Origin of the sequence: Streptomyces sp. NPDC096193, assembly GCF_040302905.1 — a bacterium.
GTDB lineage: Bacteria > Actinomycetota > Actinomycetes > Streptomycetales > Streptomycetaceae > Streptomyces.
Window position 1 is genome coordinate 1 of the sequence record NZ_JBEOSJ010000044.1, and the last position, 24,398, is coordinate 24,398.

Genomic DNA, 24,398 nt, shown 5'->3' on the forward strand with positions numbered 1-24,398 from the left:
TCCCCAAAAACTGCCCCCACACCCCCCCCCCGCCCCCCGGCCGCCACCCCCCCCCCCACACCGGAGGGCCCGCCCCCGGAAGCGCCCCCGGGCCCCGGCCCTCAGCCTGCCGACGGCTACGCGCGCTTCGCGCGACCGCCCGTCAGTTGTCGTCCTCGTCGATCAGGAAGCCCCGCATCGGCGACGGCGCCTGCTGCATCGGCTGCGGCGCCTGCGGCCGTACCGGTGCCATCGGCTGGGTCATCGCCGGGGACATCTGCTGCTGGCCACCGTACGAGGGCTGACCGCCCATCGACGGGTTGCCGCCCATCGACTGGCCCATGGACGGGTTGCCACCCATGGTGTGACCCATCGAACCCGCGCCGGCCGAAGCCATCGACGGGGACGGCGGCAGCGACGCGGCCGCCGGGGCCCGCGGCGGAGCCAGCGAGTCGTCGGCCTGGGTCTCCAGCTGACGCAGCTGCGACTCCAGGTAGGACTTCAGACGCGTACGGTACTCACGCTCGAAGCCTCGCAGGTCCTCGACCTTGCGCTCCAGCGTGGCACGGGCCGACTCCAGCGAGCCCATCGCGACGCGGTGCTTCTCCTGCGCGTCCCGCTCGAGCGCGTCCGCCTTGGCGCGGGCGTCCCGCTCCAGGCCCTCGGCGCGCGAACGTGCCTCGCCGACGATCTTGTTGGCCTCGGAACGGGCCTCGGCGATCGCCTGGTCGGCGGTCTGCTGGGCCAGCGAGAGGACACGGGCGGCGCTGTCGCCGCCGGGGCCCTGACCGGGCTGACCCATCTGCGGGCCGTGACCCATCGGACCGCCCATGGGGCCACCCTGCATGGGACCGCCCATGGGGCCGCCCTGCATGGGACCACCCTGCATGGGGCCGGGGCCGTGCTGGCCCTGCGGGCCACCGTGGCTGGGGCCGGCCGGAAGCTGCGGAGCACCACCGGGCAGCTGGGGCGGGCCCATCTGCGGGGGCTGCTGTTGGACCGGCGGTCCGGATATGGCGGCGGGCACCGGGGCGCCCGGGCCTCGGCCGTCCTGCTGCTCCGGGGGCTTGCGCATGCCCTGCTGCTGCTGGTTCTGCGCCGCCGCACGGGTCGCCGCGGCCAGCTTGGCGCGCAGGTCCTCGTTCTCGCGGAGCAGGCGGGTCAGCTCGGACTCGACCTCGTCGAGGAAGGCATCGACCTCGTCCTCGTCATAGCCTTCTCGGAGGCGGACGGTCGTGAACTGCTTGTTCCGCACGTCCTCGGGGGTCAGCGGCATCTCTTCTTCACCTCTACGTAGTCGTCGGCAGTCGGCAAGACCGTATCGCTCACATCAATTCCCCACGCTGTTCACGATGGAGATCAGGATGTAAACGATGATCATCAGAACGAAGAAGGACAGGTCGAGTGCCACGCCCCCGAGACGCAGCGGCGGAATGAACCGCCGCAGAAGCTTGAGCGGTGGATCGGTGACAGTGTAGGTGGCCTCCAGAACGACCACCATCGCCTTGCCGGGTTGCCATGAGCGGGCGAACTGGAAGACGTAGTCCATGACCAGCCGGAAAATCAGCACGATGAGGAAGCACATCAGCACGATGTAGATCACTTGTAGTGCGACGCCCATCCCGCGCTTCCCTCTCCCCTGGCTCTCTCGGTCCGGCCTCGCGGCCGGGTCGTTCCCGTGTCGTGTTTCTCAGCTCTGGTTGAAGAACCCGCCCTCTGCGATGCGGGCCTTGTCCTCCGCCGTGACATCGACGTTAGCAGGCGACAACAGGAACACCTTCTGCGTCACTCGCTCAATGCTGCCATGCAGACCGAAGACGAGTCCCGCGGCAAAGTCGACAAGTCGCTTCGCATCGGTGTCGTCCATCTCCGTCAGATTCATGATCACCGGGGTGCCCTCGCGGAAGTGTTCCCCGATGGTACGGGCCTCGTTGTAGGTCCGCGGGTGAAGTGTGGTGATGCGGTAGGGCTCCCGCTCGGACACGACCTTGGGCATGATCACCGGTGCGTTCTTCTCCAGGCTCGGACGTTCAGGTGTGATGGATGCCACGGGGGCAATTCGTGCCGGACGTCCACTTTCAGCGGGAAGCGGAACCGGCTCGCGCTGCGCCGGGGGCTGAACTGCCCGCACCGGCTCCTCCCGCTCCACCTGGTGCGGGGGTTGGTGCCGCCGGTGCTCCCGCTCGGGCTCCGGCTCGGGTTCGAAGTCGTCGTCGGGATCGAAACCCCGGCCGTCGTACCCATCGTCCTCCACGAGGCCGAGGTAGACCGCCATCTTGCGCATCGCGCCGGCCATTCTCTGAGTCCTCCGCTCTGTGGTGGATCGGCCTCGTCACCAAGTGCCCGCGATCCACTCGGCCTGCCCGCTATGTGGCGGGAATGACCATATTTTCTGCTGTGGTCCGACTTGCTTCGCGACGTTACCCGAGCCGGGGTCGGACTCCGAGTACCGCAGTGCCGACGCGTACATGTGTCGCTCCGGCCGCCACCGCCTCTTCGAGATCCGCACTCATCCCTGCTGACACCATGTTCGCAGCCGGATGCCCGGCGCGCAGGCTGGATGAGAATTCCATCATCCGCTCGAATGCCGCCCGTTGCCGTCCCGCGAACGGTCCGGCCAGCGGCGCGACGGTCATGAGTCCGTCGAGCCGCAACCCCGGCGCCCCGTCGACCGCGGCCGCCAACTCCCCGATTCCGTCGGGCGAGACGCCGCCCCGGTCACCCCGGGTCCCCGCGTCCGCGTCCAGCGCGACCTGGATCAGACAGCCGAGTTCACGCTCCGCCTTCACGGCGGCCGACGAGAGTGCGCCGACCAGCTTGAGCCGGTCGACCGACTGCACCACATCGGCATAACTCGCAACAGAACGGACCTTGTTCGTCTGCAACTGGCCGACGAAGTGCCAGCTGAGGTCCAGATCCGAGCAGGCTTCGGCCTTGGGGGCCGCGTCCTGGTCACGGTTCTCGGCCACATGCCGGACGCCGAGTTCGTGAAGCAGGCGCACATCACTCGCGGGGTAGGTCTTGGTGACGACGATGAGCGTCACCTCCTCCCGCTTGCGGCCGGCGGCCGCGCAGGCAGAGGAGATACGTTCCTCCACTGCCGCCAGGTTGGTGGCGAGTTCGTTTCTGCGGTCGGTCATGCGTCTGTCACTCCAGCCAGCCAGACATATCCGGCGAGCCGCCCGGTGGTGCGGTCGCGGCGGTACGAGAAGTGGTCCCGCGACTCCAGTGTGCAGAATCCGGACGCCTGCCGGTCGGCAACACCGAGGGCTTCGAGCTGGGCATGCACTGCGGCGGTCACGTCGACGGCCGGGGTCCCCCAGCTCGTCTCCGACCAGGCGGCCGGTTCGGCCGCCGCCACCTCGGCGCGCATCTGCTCGGGTACCTCGTAGCACCGTCCGCAGACCGCCGGCCCCGTACGGGCCACGATCCGCTCCGGCTCCGCGCCCAGCGATGTCATCGCCGCGACAGTGGCGGGCACGATCCCCGCGACCATCCCGGGGCGGCCGGCGTGCGCGGCCCCCACCACACCCGCGACCGGGTCGGCGAGCAGAACGGGCGTGCAGTCCGCGGTCAGTACGGCGAGGGCGAGCCCGCGACGGGCGGTGACCACGCCGTCGACCTGCGGAACCGGCGCGTCACCCCACGGACCGTCGACCACGGCGACGTCCTTGCCGTGGACCTGCTTCATCCAGACGACCGCGTCCGGGTCGAGCCCCAGCTCCGCGGCGGCGGCCGCCCGGTTCGCCAGGACGGCGGCGGGGTCGTCGCCGACCGCGCCGCCGAGGTTGAGCTCCTCGTACGGAACGGCGCTCACTCCGCCCCACCTGTCGGTGAAGGCGAAATGGGCGCCGCTCGCGTGTATCGCGTCGTGCCGCACGGTCACTTCAAGAAGTCCGGTACATCCAGCTCTTCGGCCTGGGTGTCCGGGTACGGACGGGCCGGCGGGACCTGCGGGGAGGACGGCGACGCCAGGTCGTTCGCGACCGGGACGGGCTCGGACTCCTCGCGGACCGGAACACTGCCCAGTCCGGACGACCGGGGCGACTCGGTACCGCGCGCCGGGGTGGCCGGCGGCTCCTCGCGCTTGTTCGAGGCCGAGCCGAGGACGTTGTCGCGCTTGGTCGGCGGCTGACCGCCGTCGAATCCCGCCGCGATGACCGTGACGCGGACCTCGTCGCCGAGTGCGTCGTCGATCACGGCACCGAAGATGATGTTCGCCTCGGGGTGGGCGGCCTCGCTCACCAGCTGCGCGGCCTCGTTGATCTCGAAGAGACCGAGGTCCGAGCCGCCGGAGATGGAGAGCAGCACGCCGCGGGCGCCGTCGATGGACGCCTCGAGCAGCGGCGAGGAGATCGCCATTTCGGCGGCGGCCACCGCGCGGTCGTCGCCGCGGGCCGAGCCGATGCCCATGAGCGCCGAGCCGGCCTCGGACATCACGGACTTGACGTCGGCGAAGTCGAGGTTGATCAGACCCGGGGTGGTGATGAGGTCGGTGATGCCCTGGACACCCGAAAGCAGCACCTGGTCAGCGGACTTGAACGCGTCCAGGACGCTGACCTGGCGGTCCGAGATGGACAGCAGCCGGTCGTTGGGGATGACGATGAGGGTGTCGACCTCTTCGCGGAGCTCGGCGATGCCGTCCTCCGCCTGGTTCGCGCGGCGGCGTCCCTCGAACGTGAACGGGCGGGTGACCACACCGATCGTGAGGGCGCCGAGCGAACGTGCGATGTTGGCGACGACGGGTGCGCCGCCGGTGCCGGTGCCGCCGCCTTCGCCTGCGGTGACGAAGACCATGTCGGCCCCCTTGAGGACCTCCTCGATCTCCTCACGGTGGTCCTCTGCCGCCTTGCGACCGACTGCCGGATTGGCCCCGGCGCCGAGGCCACGGGTGAGTTCACGGCCGACGTCGAGCTTGACGTCGGCGTCGCTCATCAACAGAGCCTGTGCGTCTGTGTTGATCGCGATGAACTCGACGCCCTTGAGACCGACCTCGATCATTCGGTTGATGGCATTGACACCACCGCCGCCGACACCGATGACCTTGATGACTGCGAGGTAGTTCTGCGGTGCTGCCACGTCGAAGGCCTCTCGCCTCGAGTTACGTGTCGTCACGGCGCGGTTCTCGTGCCGCGACGACGGATGCCGATGGGACGGTCCGAAACGCCGACCCAAACCCTAACGTTGAAGTTTAGGGTTACCAGTGTGTCCGTTCGCTGGACTCTTCCGAACAGGACACTAAGTCGACAAGTGGCGCACGTTCAATGAACACGCCGAACCTCCCATTTTTCTTTTCACCCTATGTGATCAGCCGTTGCGATGACCAACCAGGGTGCTGGCCAGCGCAAATGTGCGTCAACTCCCCGATGCCGCAGGGGCGGTGGGCGCGCTCACGTCGAAGTGCCGGGCCGACGGCGCGGCTTTCATCAGCGCGGTGAGCGCGCGCGCCTTCGCCTGGCCGTCCGCGGAGCTCCCCCACACCACCGTGCGGTCGCGGCTCAACTCCAGGGAGATGTAGTCGTATGAGCGCACTACAACGGACCGGGTGTCCGTGGCGACTTTTCCGGGGACTTCGCTTCTGACGCGTACCGCCTCGGCGACAAGCCGAGCGGTCCCGAACCGGCGCAGACTCGGCGACTGCTCGGGCGTCAATTCCAGCATGGGAACGGCTTTGGGAGCCTTGTCGACCGTGGCGAACCGAACGCCCTTCGCGTCCACTTCGACGAACTGCTCGCCCTTCGCCATGAGCAGGACGGGCTTTCGTTCGGTCACCTTCACCGCGACGCCGTCGGGCCACGAGCGGGACACCTCGACCGAGTCGATCCGCGGAACCCGCTTCAGCAGCCTTGCCTCAATCCCGCCCGTGTCGACGGAAATCAGTGGCGAGCCCATCGGGACGTCAGCCGCCGCGATCACCTCGTCCGGCGAAAGGACGTCCGTGCCCGACGCCTTCACCTGATCCACGCGCAGCAGATCGGATCCGTAGAGCGCCCAGACCCCTCCGCCGGCGAACAGAACGGCGGCGAGGACGAGCAAAAGGGCCCGGCCGCTCAGGCGCAGCCGACGCCTGCGGCGGCGGCCCGGGGGCGGGCCGGACGTCTCGCTCTTGGACTTCCAGGGCTTGCGTGCACCGCGCTCGGCGGTGGTCGGTCCGGCCACGCTCCCGGTCTCCTTCCAGCTGGGGCCCGGGGTTGTCCCGGGGCCGGCGCAGCCTCACGCCTGCCGGCGTGCCGCCATCGCCTCGTACACCATGCCGACGAGGAGGTCGTCGGCGTCCCTGCGGCCGAACTCGGCGGCTGCACGGGACATCTCGTACAGCCGGTGCGGATCGGCCAGTACCGGAAGGACATTGCCCTGGACCCACTCGGGGGTCAGTTCCGCGTCGTCGACCAGCAGCCCGCCACCGGCCTTCACCACGGGCTGGGCGTTGAGCCGCTGTTCGCCGTTGCCGATCGGCAGCGGTACGTACGCGGCGGGGAGCCCGACGGCGGAGAGTTCGGCGACGGTCATCGCGCCCGCGCGGCAGAGCATCATGTCGGCCGCGGCGTACGCGAGGTCCATCCGGTCCACGTACGGTACCGGGATGTAGGGCGGCATTCCGGGCATGTTGTCCACACGCGGCAGTTCGTTCTTCGGGCCGACCGCGTGGAGGATCTGGATGCCGGAGCGCTGGAGGACCGGGGCGATCTGCTGGACGACCTCGTTGAGGCGGCGGGCGCCCTGCGAGCCGCCGGACACCAGCAGGGTCGGCAGATTGGGGTCGAGACCGAACGCGGCGCGCGCCTCGGGGCGTACCCGGGCGCGGTCGAGGGTCGCGATGGAGTAGCGCAGCGGGATGCCGATGTAGCGGGCGCCGCGCAGCTTGCTGTCGGGCGTGGCGACGGCGACGCCCGCGGCGTACCGGGAGCCGATCTTGTTCGCCAGGCCGGGCCGGGCGTTGGCCTCATGGACCACGATCGGGACACCGAGCCGCTTGGCGGCCAGATACGCGGGCAGCGCCACATAGCCGCCGAAGCCGACGACGCAGTCCGCCTTGGTGCGCTCCAGGACCTGCTCGGCGGCCTTGATGGTGCCGCGCAGACGCCCGGGGACGGTGATCAGCTCCGCCGTGGGCTTGCGCGGCAGCGGCACGGCGGGGATGAGCGCCAGTTCGTAGCCCCGTTCGGGCACGAGCCTGGTCTCGAGTCCGCGTTCCGTGCCGAGGGCCGTGATCCCCATGGTCGGGTCCTGCCTGCGCAGGGCATCCGCGAGGGCGAGCGCCGGCTCGATGTGGCCGGCGGTCCCCCCACCGGCGAGTACGACATGCACCGAAATTCACCGCTCTCCGGACGGACGCCTCGTGACGCGCCGTCTCATCGTCTTCCATCTCACCCCTGGCCTCCGCACGGCCAGAGCCGCCTTCGCCGCGGGATCCTCTCGCGCGAAGGCGATCAGCAGCCCGACAGCGAACATGGACGGCAGCAGAGCCGACCCTCCGTAGGAGAACAGCGGGAGCGGGACACCGGCGATCGGCAGCAGACCGAGCACCGCACCGATGTTGACCACGGCCTGCGCCGTGATCCAGGTGGTCACACCTCCCGCCGCGTACCTCACGAAGGGTTCCTCCGTGCGTCCGGCAACGCGGATACCCGCATAGCCTAGAGCCGCGAACAGAGCGAGGACCGACAGCGTCCCCGCCAGGCCCAGTTCCTCCCCGGCGATGGCGAAGATGAAGTCGGTGTGAGGTTCGGGGAGTTGGCCCCATTTCTCCACACTTGCACCGAGGCCGGATCCGAACCATCCGCCGGAGGCAAGAGCATAGATCCCGTGCACGGCCTGCCAGCACTCGCCCTGGGGTCCGAGGTCGATCGCCCCGATGCAGGAGAGCCGTGACATGCGGTTCTCATTGGTACGGATCAGCATGAGGCCGACGAATCCGGCGACGCCGAGCACTCCGGCGAACAGCCGCGTGGGCGCCCCCGCCAGCCACAGCAGGCCGAAGAGGATCGCGGTGAGGATGATCGCCGTGCCCATGTCGCCGCCGAGCATGATCAGGCCCAGCAGTATGAAGGCGACCGGGACGAGCGGCACGAGCATGTGCTTCCACTGGGTCAGCAGCCGCTTGTCCTGCTTGCGGGCCAGCAGGTCGGCCCCCCACAGGATCAGCGCCAGCTTGCCGAACTCACTGGGCTGGAGCTGGAAGGGACCGCCGAGGTAGATCCAGTTCTGGTTGCCGTTGACCGCATGCCCTATCCCGGGGATCTGGACGAGCACCATCAGGAAGACGGTGCCCATCAGCAGCGGATAGGCCAGCGCCCGGTGCAGCTTGGACGGCATCCGGGAGGCGAGCAGCAGCAGGCCGGTGCCGATGACGGCCGCGAGGAACTGCTTGCGGAAGAAGTACGAGGCCGGCAGCGAGAGCTCCAGCGCCTTGATCATCGAGGCGGAGTAGACCATCACCAGGCCGAGCACGGTGATCAGCAGGGCGCTGCCGAGGATCAGGTAGTACGCGGTCAGCGGCCGGTCCCAGGCCTTGCGGGCCTGTTCGTACAGCCGCCGGACGCCGCTTCCGCCCGGAGGCCGGGGAATGCCCGGTCCGGGGGCTCTGGCCGCGACGGGGCGGCGCGCCTTGGCGGTCCCGCCGCGCAGGGCGACGCCGGCCCTGCTGCGGGCCGCGCTCCGCGCGGCGGGGGCGGTGTCGTCGGCCGGCATGGTCGCTGTCCCCTCCAGTCGGGCCTGACGCGCTGCGAGCCCCCCGGAAGATCTCCCGGGAGGCACGGCACGGCGCGGAGGTCGGGCCGGTCAGGCGCGTTCGGCGGCGAGTGCGCGGACCGCGTCCGCGAACGCCTCGCCTCGCTTGTTGTAGTTGGCGAACATGTCCATCGAGGCACAGGCCGGGGCCAGGAGAACCGTGTCCCCCGGCCGGGCGAGCTGCGCCGCCTCCCGGACCGCCGCCGACATCGCCCCAGTGTCTGTCCGGTCGAGGTCGACGACCGGGACCTCGGGGGCGTGTCGCGCGAGGGCTTCCCGGATGAGGGCACGGTCCGCTCCGACAAGTACGACTCCGCGCAGTCGCTTTGCCGACTTCTCGACGAGTTCGTCGAAGGTCGCGCCCTTCGCCAGCCCGCCCGCGATCCACACGATCGGGTCGTAGGAGGCCAGGGACGCTTCCGCGGCATGGGTGTTGGTCGCTTTGGAGTCGTCGATGTAGGCGACGGAGTCGACGTCGGCGACCTTCTCGATGCGGTGCGGGTCGGGCCGGAAGGCGCGCAGTCCGTCGCGCACCGCGGCCGCGGGGACGCCGTACGCACGGGCCAGCGCCGCGGCCGCAAGGGCGTTGGCGACGTTGTGCGGCGCCGGCGGGTTCACATCGGTGACCTCGGCGAGCTCCTGGGCCTGCTGCTGCCGGTTGTCGACGAAGGCGCGGTCGACCAGCAGGCCTTCCACGACGCCGAGTTGGGAGGGTCCGGGCGTCCCGAGGGTGAAGCCGATCGCCCGGCAGCCCTCCTCGACGTCCGCCTCGCGCACCAGGTCCTCGGTCGCCTTGTCGGCGACGTTGTAGACGCAGGCCACGGTGTTGCCCTCGTAGACGCGGCCCTTGTCGGCGGCGTACGCCTCCATGGAGCCGTGCCAGTCGATGTGGTCCGGCGCCAGGTTGAGCACGACGGCGGAGTGCGCGCGCAGCGAAGGCGCCCAGTGCAGCTGGTAGCTGGAGAGTTCGACGGCAAGGACGTCGTACGTCTCGTCACCCGCGACCGCGTCGAGGAGCGAGACACCGATGTTGCCGACCGCGGCGGTCCTCAGCCCGGCGGCCTCCAGGATCGAGGCGAGCATCCGCACGGTCGTGGTCTTGCCGTTGGTGCCGGTGACCGCGAGCCAGGGAGCCGCGTCGGGGCCGCGCAGACGCCAGGCGAGTTCGACGTCGCCCCAGATCTCCACACCGGCCGCGGCGGCGGCCAGGAAGAGCGGCTTGTCGGGCTGCCAGCCGGGCGCGGTGACGACCAGTTCGGTGCCCTCGGGCAGGGTGGCCCCGTCGCCGAGGCGCACGGTGATGCCCAGGGCCTCCAGCTCGGCCGCCTGCGTACGGGAACGCTCGTCGTCCCCGTCGTTGACGACCGTCACCACGGCCCCGAGAGCATGCAGCACCTTCGCCGCGGGGATGCCGGAGACCCCCAGACCGGCGACGGTGACGCGCTTGCCCTGCCAGTCGGGCGTGCTCACTTGTCGGCCGCCCAGCCCGCGTAGAAGAGGCCGAGGCCGACGATGACGCACATGCCCTGGATGATCCAGAAGCGCACCACGACAAGGACCTCGGACCACCCCTTGAGTTCGAAGTGGTGCTGCAACGGCGCCATCCGGAAGACGCGCTTACCGGTCATGCGGAAGGAGCCGACCTGGATGACCACGGACATGGTGATCAGGACGAACAGTCCGCCGAGGAGGGCGAGCAGGAGCTCCGTGCGGGAGCAGATCGCCAGACCCGCGAGGGCGCCGCCGAGCGCCAGCGATCCGGTGTCACCCATGAAGATCTTGGCGGGCGAGGTGTTCCACCACAGGAAGCCGAAGCAGGCGCCCATCAGGGCGGAGGCGACCACGGCGAGGTCGAGTGGATCTCGTACCTCGAAGCAGGCACTGGGGTTGGTCAGCGTGACCGCGTTGGCGCAGGACTCCTGGAACTGCCAGAGACCGATGAAGGTGTAGGCACCGAAGACCATCACCGACGCGCCGGTGGCCAGACCGTCCAGACCGTCCGTCAGGTTCACGCCGTTCGACATCGCGAGAATCATGAACAGCGCCCAGACCACGAACAGCACGGGCCCGATCGACCAGCCGAAGTCCGTGATGAACGACAGCTTGGTGGAGGCGGGGGTGTTGTTGCGGGTGTCCGCGAACTGGAGCGAGAGCACGGCGAAGGTGATGCCGACGATCAGCTGACCGGCCATCTTCGCCTTGGCGCGCAGACCGAGCGAACGCTGCTTGACGATCTTGATGTAGTCGTCCAGGAAGCCGACGAGCCCCATGCCCGCCATCAGGAAGAGCACCAGCACACCCGAGAACGTCGGGTCCTCGCCGGTGATCACCTTGGCCAGGGCGTACGCGATCAGCGTGGCCAGGATGAAGGAGATGCCGCCCATGGTGGGCGTGCCCTTCTTGCTGCCGTGGCTGCGCGGGCCGTCGTCCCGGATGAACTGTCCGTATCCCTTGCGGGCCAGGAGTTTGATCAGCAGGGGTGTACCGATGAGCGTCAGAAAGAGCCCGATGGCTCCCGCGAAGAGGATCTGCCTCATCGGACGGCACCCTGCCCATCCGAGGATCCTGCCGCGTTCTCCAGCAATGCCTGGGCTACCAGTTCGAGACCGACCGACCTGGAAGCCTTCACCAGCACGACGTCTCCCGGACGCAGTTCACTGCGCAACAGATCGATCGCCGCCTGCGCGTCGGACACGTGCACCGACTCCTCACCCCACGAACCCTCGTTATATGCGCCCAGCTGAAGCCAGGACGCTTCCCTGCCCCCGACTGCGACAAGCTTGCTGACGTTGAGCCGGACGGCGAGCCGTCCGACGGCGTCGTGCTCGGCGAGCGCTTCGTCCCCGAGCTCGGCCATCTGACCGAGCACCGCCCACGTCCTTCCCCCCTGTGCCTGTGCTGCTCCGCCCATGGCGGCCAGCGCGCGCAGCGCGGCCTTCATGGACTCGGGGTTCGCGTTGTAGGCGTCGTTGACGATCGTCACGCCGTCCGGTCGCTCAGTGACCTCCATGCGCCAGCGGGAGAGGGTGCCGGCCTCGGAGAGCGCGAGTGCGATCTCGTCGACGGGCATGCCCAACTCATGGGCGACGGCGGCCGCGGCGAGCGCGTTCGACACGTGGTGCTCACCGTACAGCCGCATGGTCACGTCACTGCACCCGGTGGGGGTTCGGAGCGTGAAGGCGGGCTGACCTTGGTGGGTGAGACGGACATTCTCGGCACGGATGTCGGCGCTCTCGGCCTCTCCGAAGAAGACCACCCGGGCCTTCGTCCTCGGCGCCATGGCCCGCACCAGCGGATCGTCGGCGTTGAGCACGGCCACGCCGCCGTCGTCGGCGGGCGGAAGGTTCTCGATGATCTCGCCCTTGGCCTGGGCGATCTGCTCGCGGCCGCCGAACTCGCCGATGTGGGCCGAGCCCACGTTCAGTACGAGCCCGACCTTCGGCGGCACCAGGCCGGTGAGGTAGCGGATGTCGCCGATGTAGCGGGCGCCCATTTCGAGGACGAGGTGCTGGGTGCCTTCGTCGGCCCGCAGGGCGGTCAGGGGCAGGCCGATCTCGTTGTTGAGATTGCCCGCGGGGTAGACGGTCGGGCCCTTGCGCTCCAGAAGTTGGGCGATCAGGTCCTTGGTGCTCGTCTTGCCGGCGGAGCCGGTGAGCGCGACGGTCGTGGTGCCGAGGCGTTCGACGACGTGGCGCGCGAGCGCGCCCAGGGCGGCGGTCACATCGGGCACGACGATCGCGGCTACGCCGAGGGGGCGGGTGGCCAGGACGGCCGCGGCACCTGCGCCCACGGCCCGCTCGGCGTAGTCGTGGCCGTCGACCCGCTCGCCGGCGAAGGCGGCGAACAGTGCGCCGGGCCCCACCTGACGGGAGTCGATGACGACGGGACCGGTGATCCGCACCGCCGGATCCGGTATGTCGTGCGGCTGCCCGCCGACGATTTCGGCGATCTCGGCGAGGGAGAGGGCGATCACTTGGTCATCCCCGGGTGCTCTCGTTCCGGCCCGTCTTCGCGGGGTGAACCCGCGGCAAGGGTGGCGCGGATGGCTGCGCGCAGGACCTCGCGGTCGTCGAACGCGCGGACGACTCCGGCGATGTCCTGGCCCTGCTCGTGGCCCTTGCCCGCGATCAGCACGGTGTCGCCGGGCTGGGCGCGGCTGACGGCCAGCGCGATGGCCGCGGCCCGGTCGGCCTCGATCAGGACGTCACCACGCTCGTGGATCGGCACCTCGGCGGCGCCGGCCAGCATGGCGGCGAGGATCGCCAGGGGGTCCTCGGAGCGCGGGTTGTCGGAGGTCAGCACGGCGGTGTCGGCGAGACGGGCCGCCGCGGCGCCCATCGGGCCGCGCTTGGTCCTGTCCCGGTCCCCGCCGCAGCCGAGCACGATGTGCACACGGCCCTCGGTGACCTTGTGCAGGGAGCGCAGCACGGACTCGACCGCGTCGGTCTTGTGGGCGTAGTCGACGACGGCGAGATACGGCTGGCCCTCGTCCACGCGCTCCAGACGGCCTGGTACGCCGGGCACGGCGGCGATGCCGTCCGCGGCGGTCTGCGGGTCGATGCCGGCGACGGCGAGGGTGACGACGGCGGCCAGGGTGTTGGCCACGTTGAACGGTCCCGGCAGCGGGGCCTCGGCACGGATCCGCTCGCCGCCCGGGCCCACCACCGTGAAGACCGAGCCGACCGCGCTGATCTCGACGTCCTCGGCGCGCCAGTCGGCGTCCGGGTGGCCCTCGGCGGAGAAGGTGGTGACCGGTACGGACGCCTCCTTGATCAGCCTGCGGCCGTACTCGTCGTCGAAGTTCACGACGCCCGTCCTGCTGCGCAGGGGCGTGAAGAGCTGCGCCTTCGCCTGGAAGTAGTCCTCCATGTCGGAGTGGAATTCCATGTGCTCGGGGCTCAGGTTGTTGAAGACGGCGACGTCGAAGACGCAACCGTCGACCCGGCCGAGCACGAGGGCGTGGCTGGAGACCTCCATGGCGACCGCCTCGACACCGCGCTCGCGCATGACCGCGAACAGCGCCTGGAGGTCGGTGGCCTCGGGGGTGGTGCGCTCGGACTTGATGCGCTCGTCGCCGATGCGCATCTCGACGGTGCCGATCAGGCCCGTGCTGCGGCCGGCCGCCCGCAGGCCGCCCTCGACGAGGTACGCCGAGGTCGTCTTGCCGGACGTGCCCGTGATGCCGATCTGGAGCAGGTCGTCGCCGGGGTGTCCGTAGATCTCGGTGGCCAGCTCGCCCATCCGGGCCCGGGGGTCGTCGGTGACGAGGACCGGCAGACCGGTCTGCTCAGCACGCTCGGCGCCGGCCGGGTCCGTGAGGATCGCGGCGGCGCCCAGATCGGCGGCCTGGGCCGCGAAGTCGGCGCCGTGGAAGCGGGCGCCGGGCAGAGCGGCGTACACGTCACCGGGGCGTACGGCACGCGAGTCGTGCGTGATGCCCGTGACGTCCGCCGGATGCCCTTCGGGGCTCTTCACCCCCAGCCGGGTGGCCAGCTCCCCGAGGGGTGTCGGGTGGAGGCGGTCCGGACGGGGCGCTCCCGGCTGTTTCGCGGTGGCGTCCTGCGGGGTGGTTCGGGACTGATCAGCGTGTGGCACGGCGGTGAGCGTACCGGGCGCACCCTGCTCGGGGCTAAATGAGGGGGTGCCGCGAGCAGCACGGTGCGATGAGGGCGTTGTCACGGGTGGTTCCTCCGGTCATTCGCCGGGCTGGAAGGAGACGGGCAGCCGGGCGGGTTCGTTGCCGGTCGGCGCCACCTGCAGCGTCTTCAGCGCGAACTCCATGACCTGCTGGTAGATCGGGCCGCAGATCTGGCCGCCGAAGTAGCTGCCCCTCGTGGGGTTCTGGATGGCGCAGTAGACCGTGATTCTGGGCTTGTCGGCGGGGGCGAAGCCGGCGAAGGAGGCGGTGTAGCCGCGGTAGCGCCCGGTTTCCGGGTCGACGCGGTTGGCGGTGCCCGTCTTGCCCGCGACCCGGTAACCCGGGATACGGGCCTTGGTGCCGGTGCCTTCCTCGTTGCCGACGACCGACTCCAGCATGGTCGCGAGCGTCCTGGCGGTCTTCTCGCTGACGACCCGGGTCTTCTTGGGCGCCGGGGCCGGGGTGAACCGTCCGTCGGGGCCCTTGGTGCCGCGGACCATCGTCGGCTCCACGCGGACGCCGCCGTTGGCGATGGTCGAGTAGACGGACGTCGCCTGCATGGCGTTGATCGAGAGTCCCTGGCCGAAGGGGATCGTGTACTGCTGCGAGGTCGACCACTTGGCGGGAGGCGCCAGGATGCCCGGCGTCTCCCCCGGGTAGTCCAGTCCGCTGGGACTGCCCAGTCCGAATCTCCGCAGGTAGGAGTGGAGGACGCCGTTGGCCTGCGCCTGCGTCCTGCCGAGCTGGCCGGTCGCCAGGATGGTGCCGATGTTGCTGGACTTGGCGAGCACGCCGTTGAGCGTGAGGTACCAGGTCGGGTGGTCGATGTCGTCCTTGAACAGCCGGTCCCCGCGGTGCAGCCGGTTGGGCACGACGACATGCGTGCCGGGGACGGCCGCCTTCTCCTCCAGCACGGCGGCCATGGACATGACCTTCGCGGTGGAGCCGGGCTCGTACGCGTCCTGAAGCGCCGCGTTGCCCATGGCGGCCGAGTTGGCCTCGGACAGGTCGTTGGGGTCGAAGCCCGGCGCGTTCGCCATGGCGAGGACCTCGCCGGTCTGGGTGTCCTGCACTATCACGTAGCCGCGGTCCGCCGCGGACTTCGCGACCTGCTCGCTGATCGCGCGCTGGGCCGCCCACTGGATGTCGCGGTCGATGGTCAGCTCGATGTCCGAGCCGGGCACGGCCGGGGTCTCGTGGGTGCCGCCCGCGGTGGGCACGCGCCGGCCGCCGGACTGGGCGTAGGTGATCTTTCCGTCCTCGCCGGCGAGGGGCTTGTCGAGCATGGACTCGATACCGCCGCCGCCGTGGCCGTCGGCGTTGACATAACCCAGTATCCCGGCGGCGAGATCACCGTTGGGGTACACGCGTCGGCTGCTCGGCTCCTGGAAGACGCCGCCGAGCACATTGGCTCCGGGCCCGCCCTTGGCCTTGTCGGCCCTGGCCTTCTCGGCGAAGACACCCTTGAGGTCCTTGATCTGGTTCCAGACCTGGGGGGTCTGGCGGCGGGCCAGCACCGTGTAGCGGGACTTGGGTGTCTTCAGCTTCCTGGCGAGCTCGTTGGCGTCCTTGCCGAGGATCGGCGCGAGCAGCCCGGCGGCCTGTTCGGGCGCGTTCGGAGACTTGCTGTCCTCGGGCGTGAACATCTTCGGGTCGGCCGTGATGTCGTACGCGTCGACGCTCGTGGCGAGCGCGACTCCGGCCCGGTCGGTGATCTCTCCGCGCTCGGCGGCGAGCACATGGCTGAGGTAGCGATTCTTCTCCGCCTTGGCCGCGTACGCGCTCGCGTCGACCGCCTGCACCTGGAGAAGGCGTACGACGAAGGCCAGCATCACCAGCGTCAGTCCGAGGCTGACCAGCCGCAGCCGGGGGCGCGGGCTGCCGAGCCGGATGGCGCTCGGGCCGGGCTTGGACGCGTGGGGTCGCCGGCGTACGGACGGCCGCCGGGAAGGCTCTGGCACCCGGCGGCGCGGTGGTTGCTGAGGGGGCACTGCGTCACCTGCCGGGGGGCGTGGGAGTCGGCTTCGCGGGCGGGTTCGACGGCGTGAGCGCCGCTGGGTCGTCGGGCGCCGTACGCGGTAGGGCGCCCGACGACTGTGCCCCCGGCACGGGGGCGGAGGGGAAGACCATTGCGGGAGACGAGACCGCGGGGTAGGCGACGGGGGACGGCGTGGGCTCGGCCGGAGGCACCGGGGTCTCGGCGACCTCCAGGGGGGAAGGAGCGGGCGAGGGCAGGGCCGTCGCCTTGCCGGGCACCCCGCGGACCGTGCCGTCCGGGTCGATGAAGGCGGGATTGCCGCCCGGCACCATGCCCAGCTCGCGCGCCCGCCGCTCCAGCGCGTCCGGGGCGGAGTAGCTGTCCACGTCCCGCTGGAGCGCCTGCTGCTCGTCGGTGAGCTCGGTGGTCTCCCGCTTGAGCTCGCTCAGCTTGAACGAGCCTTCGTTGAGGGAGGAATTCAGCAGCAACAGTGTGATGAGCCCACCGCCGAGGAGCACGACGACCAGCAGGACGAAGGGGGCACGTGCCGCGGTGCTCGGTCCTGCCGGCATGAACCGTGCCAGTCGTGCGGCGCGTCCCTTGAGCTGCTTGGCCGCTTCGCTCACCGCATCCTCCCGATCGCTTCCCGACCTGTCCGTCCCCTCGGCACGGGCCCAGGGTGTGTGTGAGAAGTAGCGCCGTCCGCCCGTAGGGCGGCCCCTGCGGCGTCCGGTGCGTGCCATCGCAAGGCGGCGGAGGATCGCCCTCGTACTGGATGTACCGGGGCGACTCCGACAACATCGCGCGTGTGCGTGCCGGGCGTCGCGGGGCAGGCGAGACTTCTCGAACACGCCCTGGCGGCCGTGGCAGGCCGCCCAGCCCCGTGCGCCTGCCTCACCGCACGTCCTCCCGGATGCGCTGCGCACCCCTCAGACGCGCGGGCGCGGCGCGGCGGTTCTCGGCGATCTCGGCCTCCGTCGGCAGTTCCGCGCCCCTGGTCAGCAGCTTCAGCCGCGGCTGGTACTCCTCGGGGACGACGGGCAGACCGGCCGGGGCCGTGTTGGCCGCGCCGGCCGCGAAGACCTGCTTGACCAGGCGATCCTCCAGGGAGTGGTACGACAGCACGGCGATCCGCCCGCCGACCGACAGCGCGCCGACGGCCGCCGGGATCGCCCGCTCCAGCACGCTGAGCTCGCCGTTCACCTCGATGCGCAGGGCTTGGAAGGTGCGCTTGGCGGGGTTGCCGCCGGTGCGCTTGGCGGCCTGCGGCAGCGCGTCACGGATCAGCTCGACCAGACGGGCGCTGTTGCTGAAGGGCTCCTTCTCCCGCTCCCGCACGATCGCGGAGACGATCCGCTTGGCCTGCTTCTCCTCGCCGTACGCCCGCAGGATCCGCACCAGCTCGCCGGGCGGGTAGGTGTTGAGCACCTCGGCGGCGCTCATGCCGGTCGTCTGGTCCATCCGCATGTCGAGCGGCGCGTCCTGGGCGTAGGCGAAGCCGCGGTCGGCCTCGTCGAGCTGCATGGAGGAGACACCGAGGTCGAAGAGGACACCCTCGACGCGCGGGATGCCGAGGCGGCCCAGCACGTCGGGAAGTTCGTCGTAGACGGCGTGGACGAGCGTGGCCCGGTCCCCGAAGGGGGCGAGCCGCTCACCGGAGAGCCGCAGGGCCTCCTTGTCCCGGTCGAGGGCGACCAGGCGCGCCTCGGGGAACCGGGTGAGCAGTGCCTCGCTGTGTCCGCCGAGGCCGAGGGTGCAGTCGACGACGACCGAACCCGGTCGCTCCAGGGCCGGGGCCAACAGGTCCAGGCACCGCTGGAGCATCACCGGGACGTGTCGGGTATTGCTCAAAGCGCCCTCTCAGGTCCGCCGCGGGCCTCGACCGACCGGCGAGCGGAGGGAGGCCGAGCCGTACGTGAATGCCGCACACGCGGGGAGACTCTTGGAAACGTGCAGGGTGTGAACGTGCAGGATGTGTCGGTGAACTGCGCGTCACTTTAGTCCACCGGCCTCTTCGGTCAATCAACCGCCTGGCGCGTCGCGCAGGGGTGGCCCACCCGTCGCGAATGACCGCACTTCACCCGAACGGGCGCTGCCGGGTCCCCCTGTGGGTTAGGTCACAACAAGCCTTGTTGATGTTCTTTGTCCCCTCTCACAGCAGGCTTCGAAGGCCTGTGCCCATTACCGTCATTGTCATGACGACTTCTGCGCACCACTCCGCCGACGCTGCGCGTACGGGTGGGACGGTCACCGATCGTCTCGTCGAAGCGAACCAGCGATACGCAGCCCGTTTCCAGGACCCGGGCATGGACGCCCGTCCCGTGCTCCGTGTGGCCGTCGTCGCGTGCATGGACGCGCGGCTCGACCTGCACGACGCCCTCGGACTGGAACTGGGCGACTGCCACACGATCCGGAACGCCGGCGGCGTGGTGACGGACGACGTCATCCGCTCGCTCACCATCAGCCAGCGCGCCCTCGGCACCCGGAGCGTCATACTCATCCACCACACGGGCTGCGGCCTCGAGTCGCTCACCGAGGACTTCCGGCACGAGCTGGAGGACGAGGTGGGCCAGCGTCCGCCGTGGGCGGTGGAGGCGTTCCGCGACGTCGACCAGGACGTGCGCCAGTCGATGCAGCGGGTACGGACCTCCCCCTTCCTAGTGCACACGGACGACGTCCGCGGCTTCGTCTTCGACGTGAAGCAGGGGCTGTTGCGGGAGATCGACCCCGCGGTGTGACGGGACGAACACCCGGAGATAACAGAGCAGATCCGGCAAATCCCTCCCAGTTGTCCACAGGCGAGTGACACGAAGCGGTAACCCCAACAAGAATGCGTCCGAGACACCCTTCCGGAACTTCCGGAGACCGGTGTTCGTGTTTTTGGTGGGCCGGGCCGTTCCATACGCACCGGCCCGTAGAACGGGCCGAGGAGGGCCGGGTGACGACCTATGACGATCGAGCGAGCCTCACAGATCTGACCACCACCGCGGATCGTGTCCGCAGGTCGGTCGAGGGTGTGATCGAGGGCAAGCCAGAGGTCGTACGGCTTTCGCTGACCGTGCTGCTCGCCGAAGGACATCTGCTCATCGAAGATGTCCCGGGCGTGGGCAAGACGATGCTGGCCAAGGCGCTGGCGCGATCCATCGACTGTTCCGTGCGGCGTATCCAGTTCACGCCGGACCTGCTGCCGTCGGACATCACCGGTGTGTCGATCTTCGACCAGCAGCAGCGCGACTTCGAGTTCAAACCGGGCGCGATCTTCGCCCAGATCGTGATCGGCGACGAGATCAACCGTGCGTCGCCGAAGACGCAGTCGGCGCTGCTGGAGTCGATGGAGGAGCGCCAGGTCACCATCGACGGCAACACCTATGAACTGCCCAGCCCGTTCATGGTGGTGGCCACGCAGAACCCGGTCGAGATGGAGGGCACCTACCCGCTGCCGGAGGCACAGCGCGACCGTTTCATGGCGCGGGTCTCCATCGGCTATCCGAGCGCGGAGGCCGAGCTGCAGATGCTCGACGTGCACGGCGGCGTCTCCCCGCTGGACGACCTTCAGCCGGTGGCGCACGCCCACGACATCGTGAAGCTGATCGACGCCGTGCGCACCGTGCATGTCGCCGATTCCGTCCGGCGGTACGCGGTGGAGCTGGTCGCGGCCACCCGTAACCACCCGGACCTCAGACTCGGCGCATCGCCGCGTGCCACCCTGCATCTGCTGCGTGCCGCCAAGGCCACGGCCGCGCTCAACGGCCGGGAGTACGCACTGCCCGACGACGTCCAGTCGCTCGTGGTGCAGGTCCTCGCGCACCGTCTGCTGCCCACCGCCCAGGCGCAGTTGAACCGGCGCACCGCGGAGCAGGTCGTGCTGGAGATCCTTCAGCGCACCCCCGTGCCCACGGCCGAGGGCACGGAGACGTCCTACCTCGCGGGCCGTCCGGTCCAGCCGCCGCTCTACGGCCAGCAGCCCGGCGCCCGGCGGCTGTGATGTCGGCCGAGGCCCCAGGTGCCACCGAGGGCAACGCCTCGGGCGGAGTGCGTGCGGCCCTCGGCGGGCTGACCACACGCGGCCGCTCGTTCCTCGCGGCCGGCATCGCCGCGGCGATCTGCGCGTACGTCCTCGGGCAGAGCGATCTGCTGCGGGTCGGCCTGCTGCTCTCCGTGCTGCCCCTGGTCTGTGTGGCCGTGCTCTACCGCACGCGCTACCGGGTCGCGGGCAGCAGACGGCTCTCGCCGTCGCGGGTGCCCTCCGGTTCCGAGGCCCGGGTGCATCTGCGGATGGACAACGTCTCGCGGCTGCCCACCGGGCTGCTGATGCTCCAGGACCATGTGCCCTATGTCCTCGGGCCGCGGCCCCGGTTCGTGCTCGACCGCGTGGAGGCGGGCGGACGCCGCGAGGTGTCCTACCGGGTGCGGTCGGACCTGCGCGGGCGGTATCCGCTCGGGCCGCTCCAGCTGCGGCTGAGCGATCCGTTCGGCATGTGCGAACTGACCCGTTCCTTCAGCGCGTTCGACACCCTCACGGTGATCCCGCGCACCGAGTCGCTGCCGCCGGTGCGACTGGCGGGCGAGGCCTCGGGGTACGGCGACGGGCGCCAGCGCTCCCTGGCGCTGGCCGGAGACGACGACATCATCCCGCGCGCCTACCGGCACGGCGACGACCTTCGCCGGGTGCACTGGCGTTCCACCGCGCGCTACGGCGAACTGATGGTCCGCCGTGAGGAGCAGCCCCAGCGGTCGCGCTGCACCGTGCTGCTCGACACCCGGCAAGCCGCCTATCAGGGGGCCGGTCCCGATTCGGCCTTCGAATGGGCCGTCTCGGGCGCCGCGTCCGCGCTGGTCCACATGCTCGAACGGGGCTTCGCGGTGCGGCTGTTGACCGACACCGGCAGCTCGGTGCCGGGCGAGGGCGCGGACGGGTTCGCGGGCTCGACTCAGGAGTCCGCGGACTCCGCGGGTCTGATGATGGACACCCTCGCGGTGGTCGACCACTCCGAGGGTGGCGGGCTCTCCCGGGCGTACGACGTGCTGCGCGGCGGGAACGAAGGGCTCCTGGTCGCGTTCTTCGGCGACCTCGACGAGGAGCAGGCGACGCTCGCCGCGCGGATGCGCCATCGCAGCGGCGCGGCCGTCGCCTTCGTCCTCGACAGCGGGACCTGGGTGACGAACGGTGCCGTGGCCGGCGCGGTCGACGACCGTCTGCGGCTGCTGCGGGAGTCCGGCTGGACCGCTCTCGCCGTGGCGCCGGGGGTCCCGCTCGCCGATCTGTGGCAGCAGGCGGGCCGCCAGCGCACCGAGTCCAGCAGCACGAACGGCAATTCTGGGGGTTGGACATGAGCGGTCGCGGACGGCTGGCGCTGTGCGCGTTCGCCGCCACGGTGATGGCATCGGGCGCGATCCTGCCACTGATCGAAACAGCCGGCTGGATGGTGCAGGCGGCGTTCCTGCTGGCCGTCCAGAGCGGCGCGGGCGCACTGACCCGGCGGGTTCCGCTGGCCAGACCGCTCACGGTCCTCGTGCAGGCGCTCGTGGGACTTCTGCTGCTCACGGTGGTCTTCGCCCGGGAGCACGCGCTCCTCGGCGTACTGCCGGGTCCGGAGGCGTTCCAGCACTTCGGCACCCTGCTCTCCGCGGGCGGCGAGGACGTCGGGCGGTACGCGATCCCCGCGCCCGCGACCGACGGCATCCGTCTGATGGTGATCGGCGGGGTCATGGTGATCGGCCTGGCGGTGGACGCCCTCGCGGTGACCTTCCGCAGCGCCGCACCGGCCGGTCTGCCGCTCCTCGCGCTCTACTCGGTCGCGGCCGGGCTGGCGGGCGGCGGCGCGAGCTGGCTCTGGTTCCTGCTGGCCGCCTGCGGCTATCTGGTCCTCCTGCTGGCCGAGGGCCGGGACCGGCTCTCGCAGTGGGGGCGGGTCTTCGGCGGAGCCGTGCCCGCACAGGGGCGCAGCGCGCAGGGCTTCGACTCGGCGGGCGGCAATCCGCTCGCCCCCGTGCGCACCGGGCGGCGGATCGGCGCTCTCGCGCTGGGCGTGGCGCTCGTGGTTCCGGCGGCTCTGCCGGCCCTGGACGGCGGCCTGCTGGCCTCCACGGGCAACGGCACGGGTGGCGGCGGGGGCGGCACGATCAACGCGGTGAACCCGCTGGTCTCGCTCCAGGACAGCCTGCGGCAGCCCGACAACCGCGAGGTCATGCGCTACAAGACCAACGCGCCGGACACCCAGGACCTCTATCTGCGGATCGTGGCGCTGGACCAGTTCGACGGCACGGCGTGGAAGACCTCGCAGCGCGACATCACCGACATCCCGGGCCGCCTTCCGCAGCCGGACGGCCTCAGCCCGACGGTCAACGCCACCGAGATCAGGACGAACATCACGGCCGCCGGTTCCTACCGGCAGAACTGGCTGCCGCTCCCCTACCCGGCGACCGACGTGGACATCGAAGGCCGCTGGCGCTTCGAGCCCGTCGGCCGGACCGTGGTCGGCGACAGCGGCCAGTCGACCCGGGGCGCCAAGTACTTCGTCAGCAGCCTGATGGTGAAGCCGACGGCCGAGCAGCTCGCGAACGCCGCGCCGGCTCCGGCCTCGCTGGTGCGCGAATACACCAAGGTGCCCGACGTCCTGCCCGACGTGGTCGAGGACACCGCGAGGAAGGTCACCGAAGGCGCCGCGAACGACTACGAGCGGGCGGTGAAGCTCCAGGACTGGTTCGCCGTCGACGGCGGCTTCACCTATGACACCGATGTCCAGTCCGGTACGGGCGTCTCCGCCATTTCCCGCTTCCTCCAGCAGAAGCAGGGATTCTGCGTCCACTTCGCGTTCTCCATGGCGGCCATGGCGCGGACGCTCGGCATTCCGGCGCGGGTCGCGGTCGGCTTCACGCCGGGCAGCCCGCTGGCCGACGGCAGCATGTCGGTGGGCCTGAAGGAGGCGCACGCCTGGCCGGAGCTGTTCTTCGAGGGCGTGGGATGGACGCGGTTCGAGCCGACTCCGAGCCGGGGCACCGCACCCGAGTACACCCGTTCGGAGCTGCCGTCCGGCGGGGCGAGCAGCCCGGCGCAGCCCGAGGCGACCGCCACCACGACGCCCAGCGCCGCCCCGTCCGCCTCCGAGCGCTGCCCGGCTCAGGCCCGGCAGCTCGGCGAGTGCGGTGCGGCGACGCCGCAGGATCTGACCCCGCCCGGCGACTCGGGCTTCCCGTTGGGGACCACCCTGCTGGTGGGCCTGGCCGTGCTGCTCGGAGTGGGGGTGCCGCTGCTGCCGATGCTGTGGCGGCTGAGAGTCACCGCACGACGGCTGGGCTCCGGCGGTCGCACCCCGGCCGACGCCGGGGCGCGGACCCTCGCGGCCTGGCTGGAGGTCACCGACACGGCCTGGGACTTCGGCATCCTTCCGGACGAGTCGCAGACAGCACGCAAGACCGCGGCCCGCATCGTGCGGCTCGGGGCTCTGGAGGGCGAGGCGGCGGACGGGGTGCACCGGATCGCCGGCGCTGTCGAGCAGGTGCTCTATGCGCCGGTGCCCAAGCCGGGCACGGGTCTGAGCGACGACGTGACCCGGCTCCGGGAGGGCCTGCGGTCCGGCGCGAGCCGTGGGACCCGGCTGCGTGCGCTGCTGCTGCCCCGCTCGACCGTAAGGGTGGTCTGGGACCTCTCGAGCCGCTGGGCGTCGCTCACGGACGTCTGGCGCGGCAGCCGCTGGGCCCCGGAGCGGTGGGCGGGGTTCCTGCGCCGTCCGTCCCGGCAGCGGGGCTGAGAAACAGCGAGAACGGGTGAGGGGCCGACGCTTCGGGCGTCGGCCCCTCACCCGTTCTCCGGGTCGGCGAATGCGCCGGGGACATATTCAGGAGGCTGGGTACTGGGGATCCGGCTCTGCGGGCCTCTGCGGGGGGGATCGGCCGGGAGACACCGGCTCCGATTCCTCCGGCACAGGGGGGTTCAGTGCGGGGTTCAGTGCGGGGTGATCCTGGGCCCCGTGGATCCGGGAAACGGATCCGGGACTCGCGAAACGGGGATCCGGGGGTAGTCGGGCTCGGCGGGGGTCGGACTCGGGAACGTCGGGACTCGCGCAACTGGGA

Annotated in this window: 20 protein-coding genes; 4 read left to right on the forward strand and 16 right to left on the reverse strand. The window is 70.6% G+C overall.

All coding sequences use genetic code 11. From position 1 onward, the window contains the following. Positions 1–142: 142 nt before the first annotated feature. From ABTX78_RS34660 to rsmH, 16 genes are all read right to left on the reverse strand, one after another. Positions 143–1,255: a DivIVA domain-containing protein gene (locus ABTX78_RS34660; RefSeq protein WP_352210749.1), complete on the reverse strand. Its 1,113-nt coding sequence runs from the start codon at positions 1,253–1,255 to the stop codon at positions 143–145. Positions 1,256–1,309: 54 nt separating this feature from the next. Beyond that, positions 1,310–1,600 carry a YggT family protein gene (locus tag ABTX78_RS34665; RefSeq protein ID WP_313946876.1) on the reverse strand — a complete coding sequence of 97 codons (291 nt, stop codon included), beginning with the start codon at positions 1,598–1,600 and terminating at the stop codon, positions 1,310–1,312. Positions 1,601–1,669: 69 nt separating this feature from the next. Then, entirely contained in the window at positions 1,670–2,275 is a 606-nt protein-coding gene (locus ABTX78_RS34670; protein WP_313946875.1) for a cell division protein SepF, read from the reverse strand. Positions 2,276–2,399: 124 nt separating this feature from the next. Continuing rightward, positions 2,400–3,119 (reverse strand): YggS family pyridoxal phosphate-dependent enzyme, encoded by a 720-nt coding sequence (locus tag ABTX78_RS34675; protein ID WP_352210750.1) that lies wholly within the window; start codon positions 3,117–3,119, stop codon positions 2,400–2,402. Beyond that, positions 3,116–3,865: a peptidoglycan editing factor PgeF gene (gene pgeF, locus ABTX78_RS34680; RefSeq protein ID WP_352210751.1), complete on the reverse strand. Its 750-nt coding sequence runs from the start codon at positions 3,863–3,865 to the stop codon at positions 3,116–3,118. Before pgeF ends, ABTX78_RS34675 begins: the two co-directional genes overlap by 4 nt. Next, entirely contained in the window at positions 3,862–5,058 is a 1,197-nt protein-coding gene (gene ftsZ / locus ABTX78_RS34685; RefSeq protein ID WP_352210771.1) for a cell division protein FtsZ, read from the reverse strand. The genes pgeF and ftsZ overlap by 4 nt, the downstream gene beginning before the upstream one ends. 276 nt (positions 5,059–5,334) lie before the next feature. Continuing rightward, entirely contained in the window at positions 5,335–6,138 is an 804-nt protein-coding gene (locus tag ABTX78_RS34690; protein ID WP_352210752.1) for a cell division protein FtsQ/DivIB, read from the reverse strand. Positions 6,139–6,192: 54 nt separating this feature from the next. Further along, entirely contained in the window at positions 6,193–7,287 is a 1,095-nt protein-coding gene (murG, locus tag ABTX78_RS34695) for an undecaprenyldiphospho-muramoylpentapeptide beta-N-acetylglucosaminyltransferase (RefSeq protein WP_352210753.1), read from the reverse strand. A 6-nt stretch (positions 7,288–7,293) separates the two neighbouring features. Then, complete coding sequence (gene ftsW / locus ABTX78_RS34700; protein WP_352210754.1) at positions 7,294–8,670, reverse strand: putative lipid II flippase FtsW; 1,377 nt, start codon at positions 8,668–8,670, stop codon at positions 7,294–7,296. 90 nt (positions 8,671–8,760) lie between these two features. Next, positions 8,761–10,179 carry a UDP-N-acetylmuramoyl-L-alanine--D-glutamate ligase gene (murD, locus tag ABTX78_RS34705; protein ID WP_352210755.1) on the reverse strand — a complete coding sequence of 473 codons (1,419 nt, stop codon included), beginning with the start codon at positions 10,177–10,179 and terminating at the stop codon, positions 8,761–8,763. Further along, positions 10,176–11,246 (reverse strand): phospho-N-acetylmuramoyl-pentapeptide-transferase, encoded by a 1,071-nt coding sequence (gene mraY / locus ABTX78_RS34710; protein ID WP_327684729.1) that lies wholly within the window; start codon positions 11,244–11,246, stop codon positions 10,176–10,178. Before mraY ends, murD begins: the two co-directional genes overlap by 4 nt. Beyond that, positions 11,243–12,682, reverse strand: a complete 1,440-nt coding sequence (locus ABTX78_RS34715) for a UDP-N-acetylmuramoyl-tripeptide--D-alanyl-D-alanine ligase (protein ID WP_352210756.1) — start codon at positions 12,680–12,682, stop codon at positions 11,243–11,245. Before ABTX78_RS34715 ends, mraY begins: the two co-directional genes overlap by 4 nt. Then, the gene (locus tag ABTX78_RS34720) at positions 12,679–14,304 is read right to left on the reverse strand and encodes a UDP-N-acetylmuramoyl-L-alanyl-D-glutamate--2,6-diaminopimelate ligase (RefSeq protein ID WP_352210757.1); all 1,626 of its coding nucleotides are present in this window, start codon (positions 14,302–14,304) and stop codon (positions 12,679–12,681) included. Before ABTX78_RS34720 ends, ABTX78_RS34715 begins: the two co-directional genes overlap by 4 nt. Positions 14,305–14,403: 99 nt before the next feature. After that, complete coding sequence (locus ABTX78_RS34725) at positions 14,404–16,338, reverse strand: peptidoglycan D,D-transpeptidase FtsI family protein (protein ID WP_352210758.1); 1,935 nt, start codon at positions 16,336–16,338, stop codon at positions 14,404–14,406. Positions 16,339–16,342: 4 nt separating this feature from the next. After that, a complete protein-coding gene (gene ftsL / locus ABTX78_RS34730; protein ID WP_352210759.1) occupies positions 16,343–16,951 on the reverse strand; it encodes a cell division protein FtsL in 609 nt (202 codons plus the stop codon). A 268-nt stretch (positions 16,952–17,219) separates the two neighbouring features. Further along, on the reverse strand, positions 17,220–18,176 hold the full coding sequence (gene rsmH, locus ABTX78_RS34735; RefSeq protein WP_352210760.1) for a 16S rRNA (cytosine(1402)-N(4))-methyltransferase RsmH: 957 nt from the start codon (positions 18,174–18,176) through the stop codon (positions 17,220–17,222). 344 nt (positions 18,177–18,520) lie between these two features. On the opposite strand from rsmH, the gene ABTX78_RS34740 reads away from it, so the two are divergent. From ABTX78_RS34740 to ABTX78_RS34755, 4 genes are all read left to right on the forward strand, one after another. After that, entirely contained in the window at positions 18,521–19,063 is a 543-nt protein-coding gene (locus ABTX78_RS34740; protein ID WP_352210761.1) for a beta-class carbonic anhydrase, read from the forward strand. Positions 19,064–19,263: 200 nt separating this feature from the next. Continuing rightward, on the forward strand, positions 19,264–20,310 hold the full coding sequence (locus tag ABTX78_RS34745) for an AAA family ATPase (protein WP_352210762.1): 1,047 nt from the start codon (positions 19,264–19,266) through the stop codon (positions 20,308–20,310). Further along, positions 20,310–21,659, forward strand: coding sequence for a DUF58 domain-containing protein (locus tag ABTX78_RS34750; RefSeq protein ID WP_352210763.1), 1,350 nt, complete (start codon positions 20,310–20,312; stop codon positions 21,657–21,659). The genes ABTX78_RS34745 and ABTX78_RS34750 overlap by 1 nt, the downstream gene beginning before the upstream one ends. Continuing rightward, complete coding sequence (locus ABTX78_RS34755) at positions 21,656–24,076, forward strand: transglutaminase TgpA family protein (protein ID WP_352210764.1); 2,421 nt, start codon at positions 21,656–21,658, stop codon at positions 24,074–24,076. The genes ABTX78_RS34750 and ABTX78_RS34755 overlap by 4 nt, the downstream gene beginning before the upstream one ends. The last annotated feature ends 322 nt before the right edge of the window (positions 24,077–24,398 follow it).

Coding starts and splice junctions, on each gene's coding strand:
- ABTX78_RS34660 (WP_352210749.1), bottom strand. CDS start 1,255: ATGCCGCTGACCCCCGAGGACGTGCGGAACAAGCAGTTCACGACCGTC.
- ABTX78_RS34665 (WP_313946876.1), bottom strand. CDS start 1,600: ATGGGCGTCGCACTACAAGTGATCTACATCGTGCTGATGTGCTTCCTC.
- ABTX78_RS34670 (WP_313946875.1), bottom strand. CDS start 2,275: ATGGCCGGCGCGATGCGCAAGATGGCGGTCTACCTCGGCCTCGTGGAG.
- ABTX78_RS34675 (WP_352210750.1), bottom strand. CDS start 3,119: ATGACCGACCGCAGAAACGAACTCGCCACCAACCTGGCGGCAGTGGAG.
- ftsW (WP_352210754.1), bottom strand. CDS start 8,670: ATGCCGGCCGACGACACCGCCCCCGCCGCGCGGAGCGCGGCCCGCAGC.
- mraY (WP_327684729.1), bottom strand. CDS start 11,246: ATGAGGCAGATCCTCTTCGCGGGAGCCATCGGGCTCTTTCTGACGCTC.
- ABTX78_RS34740 (WP_352210761.1), top strand. CDS start 18,521: ATGACGACTTCTGCGCACCACTCCGCCGACGCTGCGCGTACGGGTGGG.
- ABTX78_RS34750 (WP_352210763.1), top strand. CDS start 20,310: ATGTCGGCCGAGGCCCCAGGTGCCACCGAGGGCAACGCCTCGGGCGGA.
- ABTX78_RS34755 (WP_352210764.1), top strand. CDS start 21,656: ATGAGCGGTCGCGGACGGCTGGCGCTGTGCGCGTTCGCCGCCACGGTG.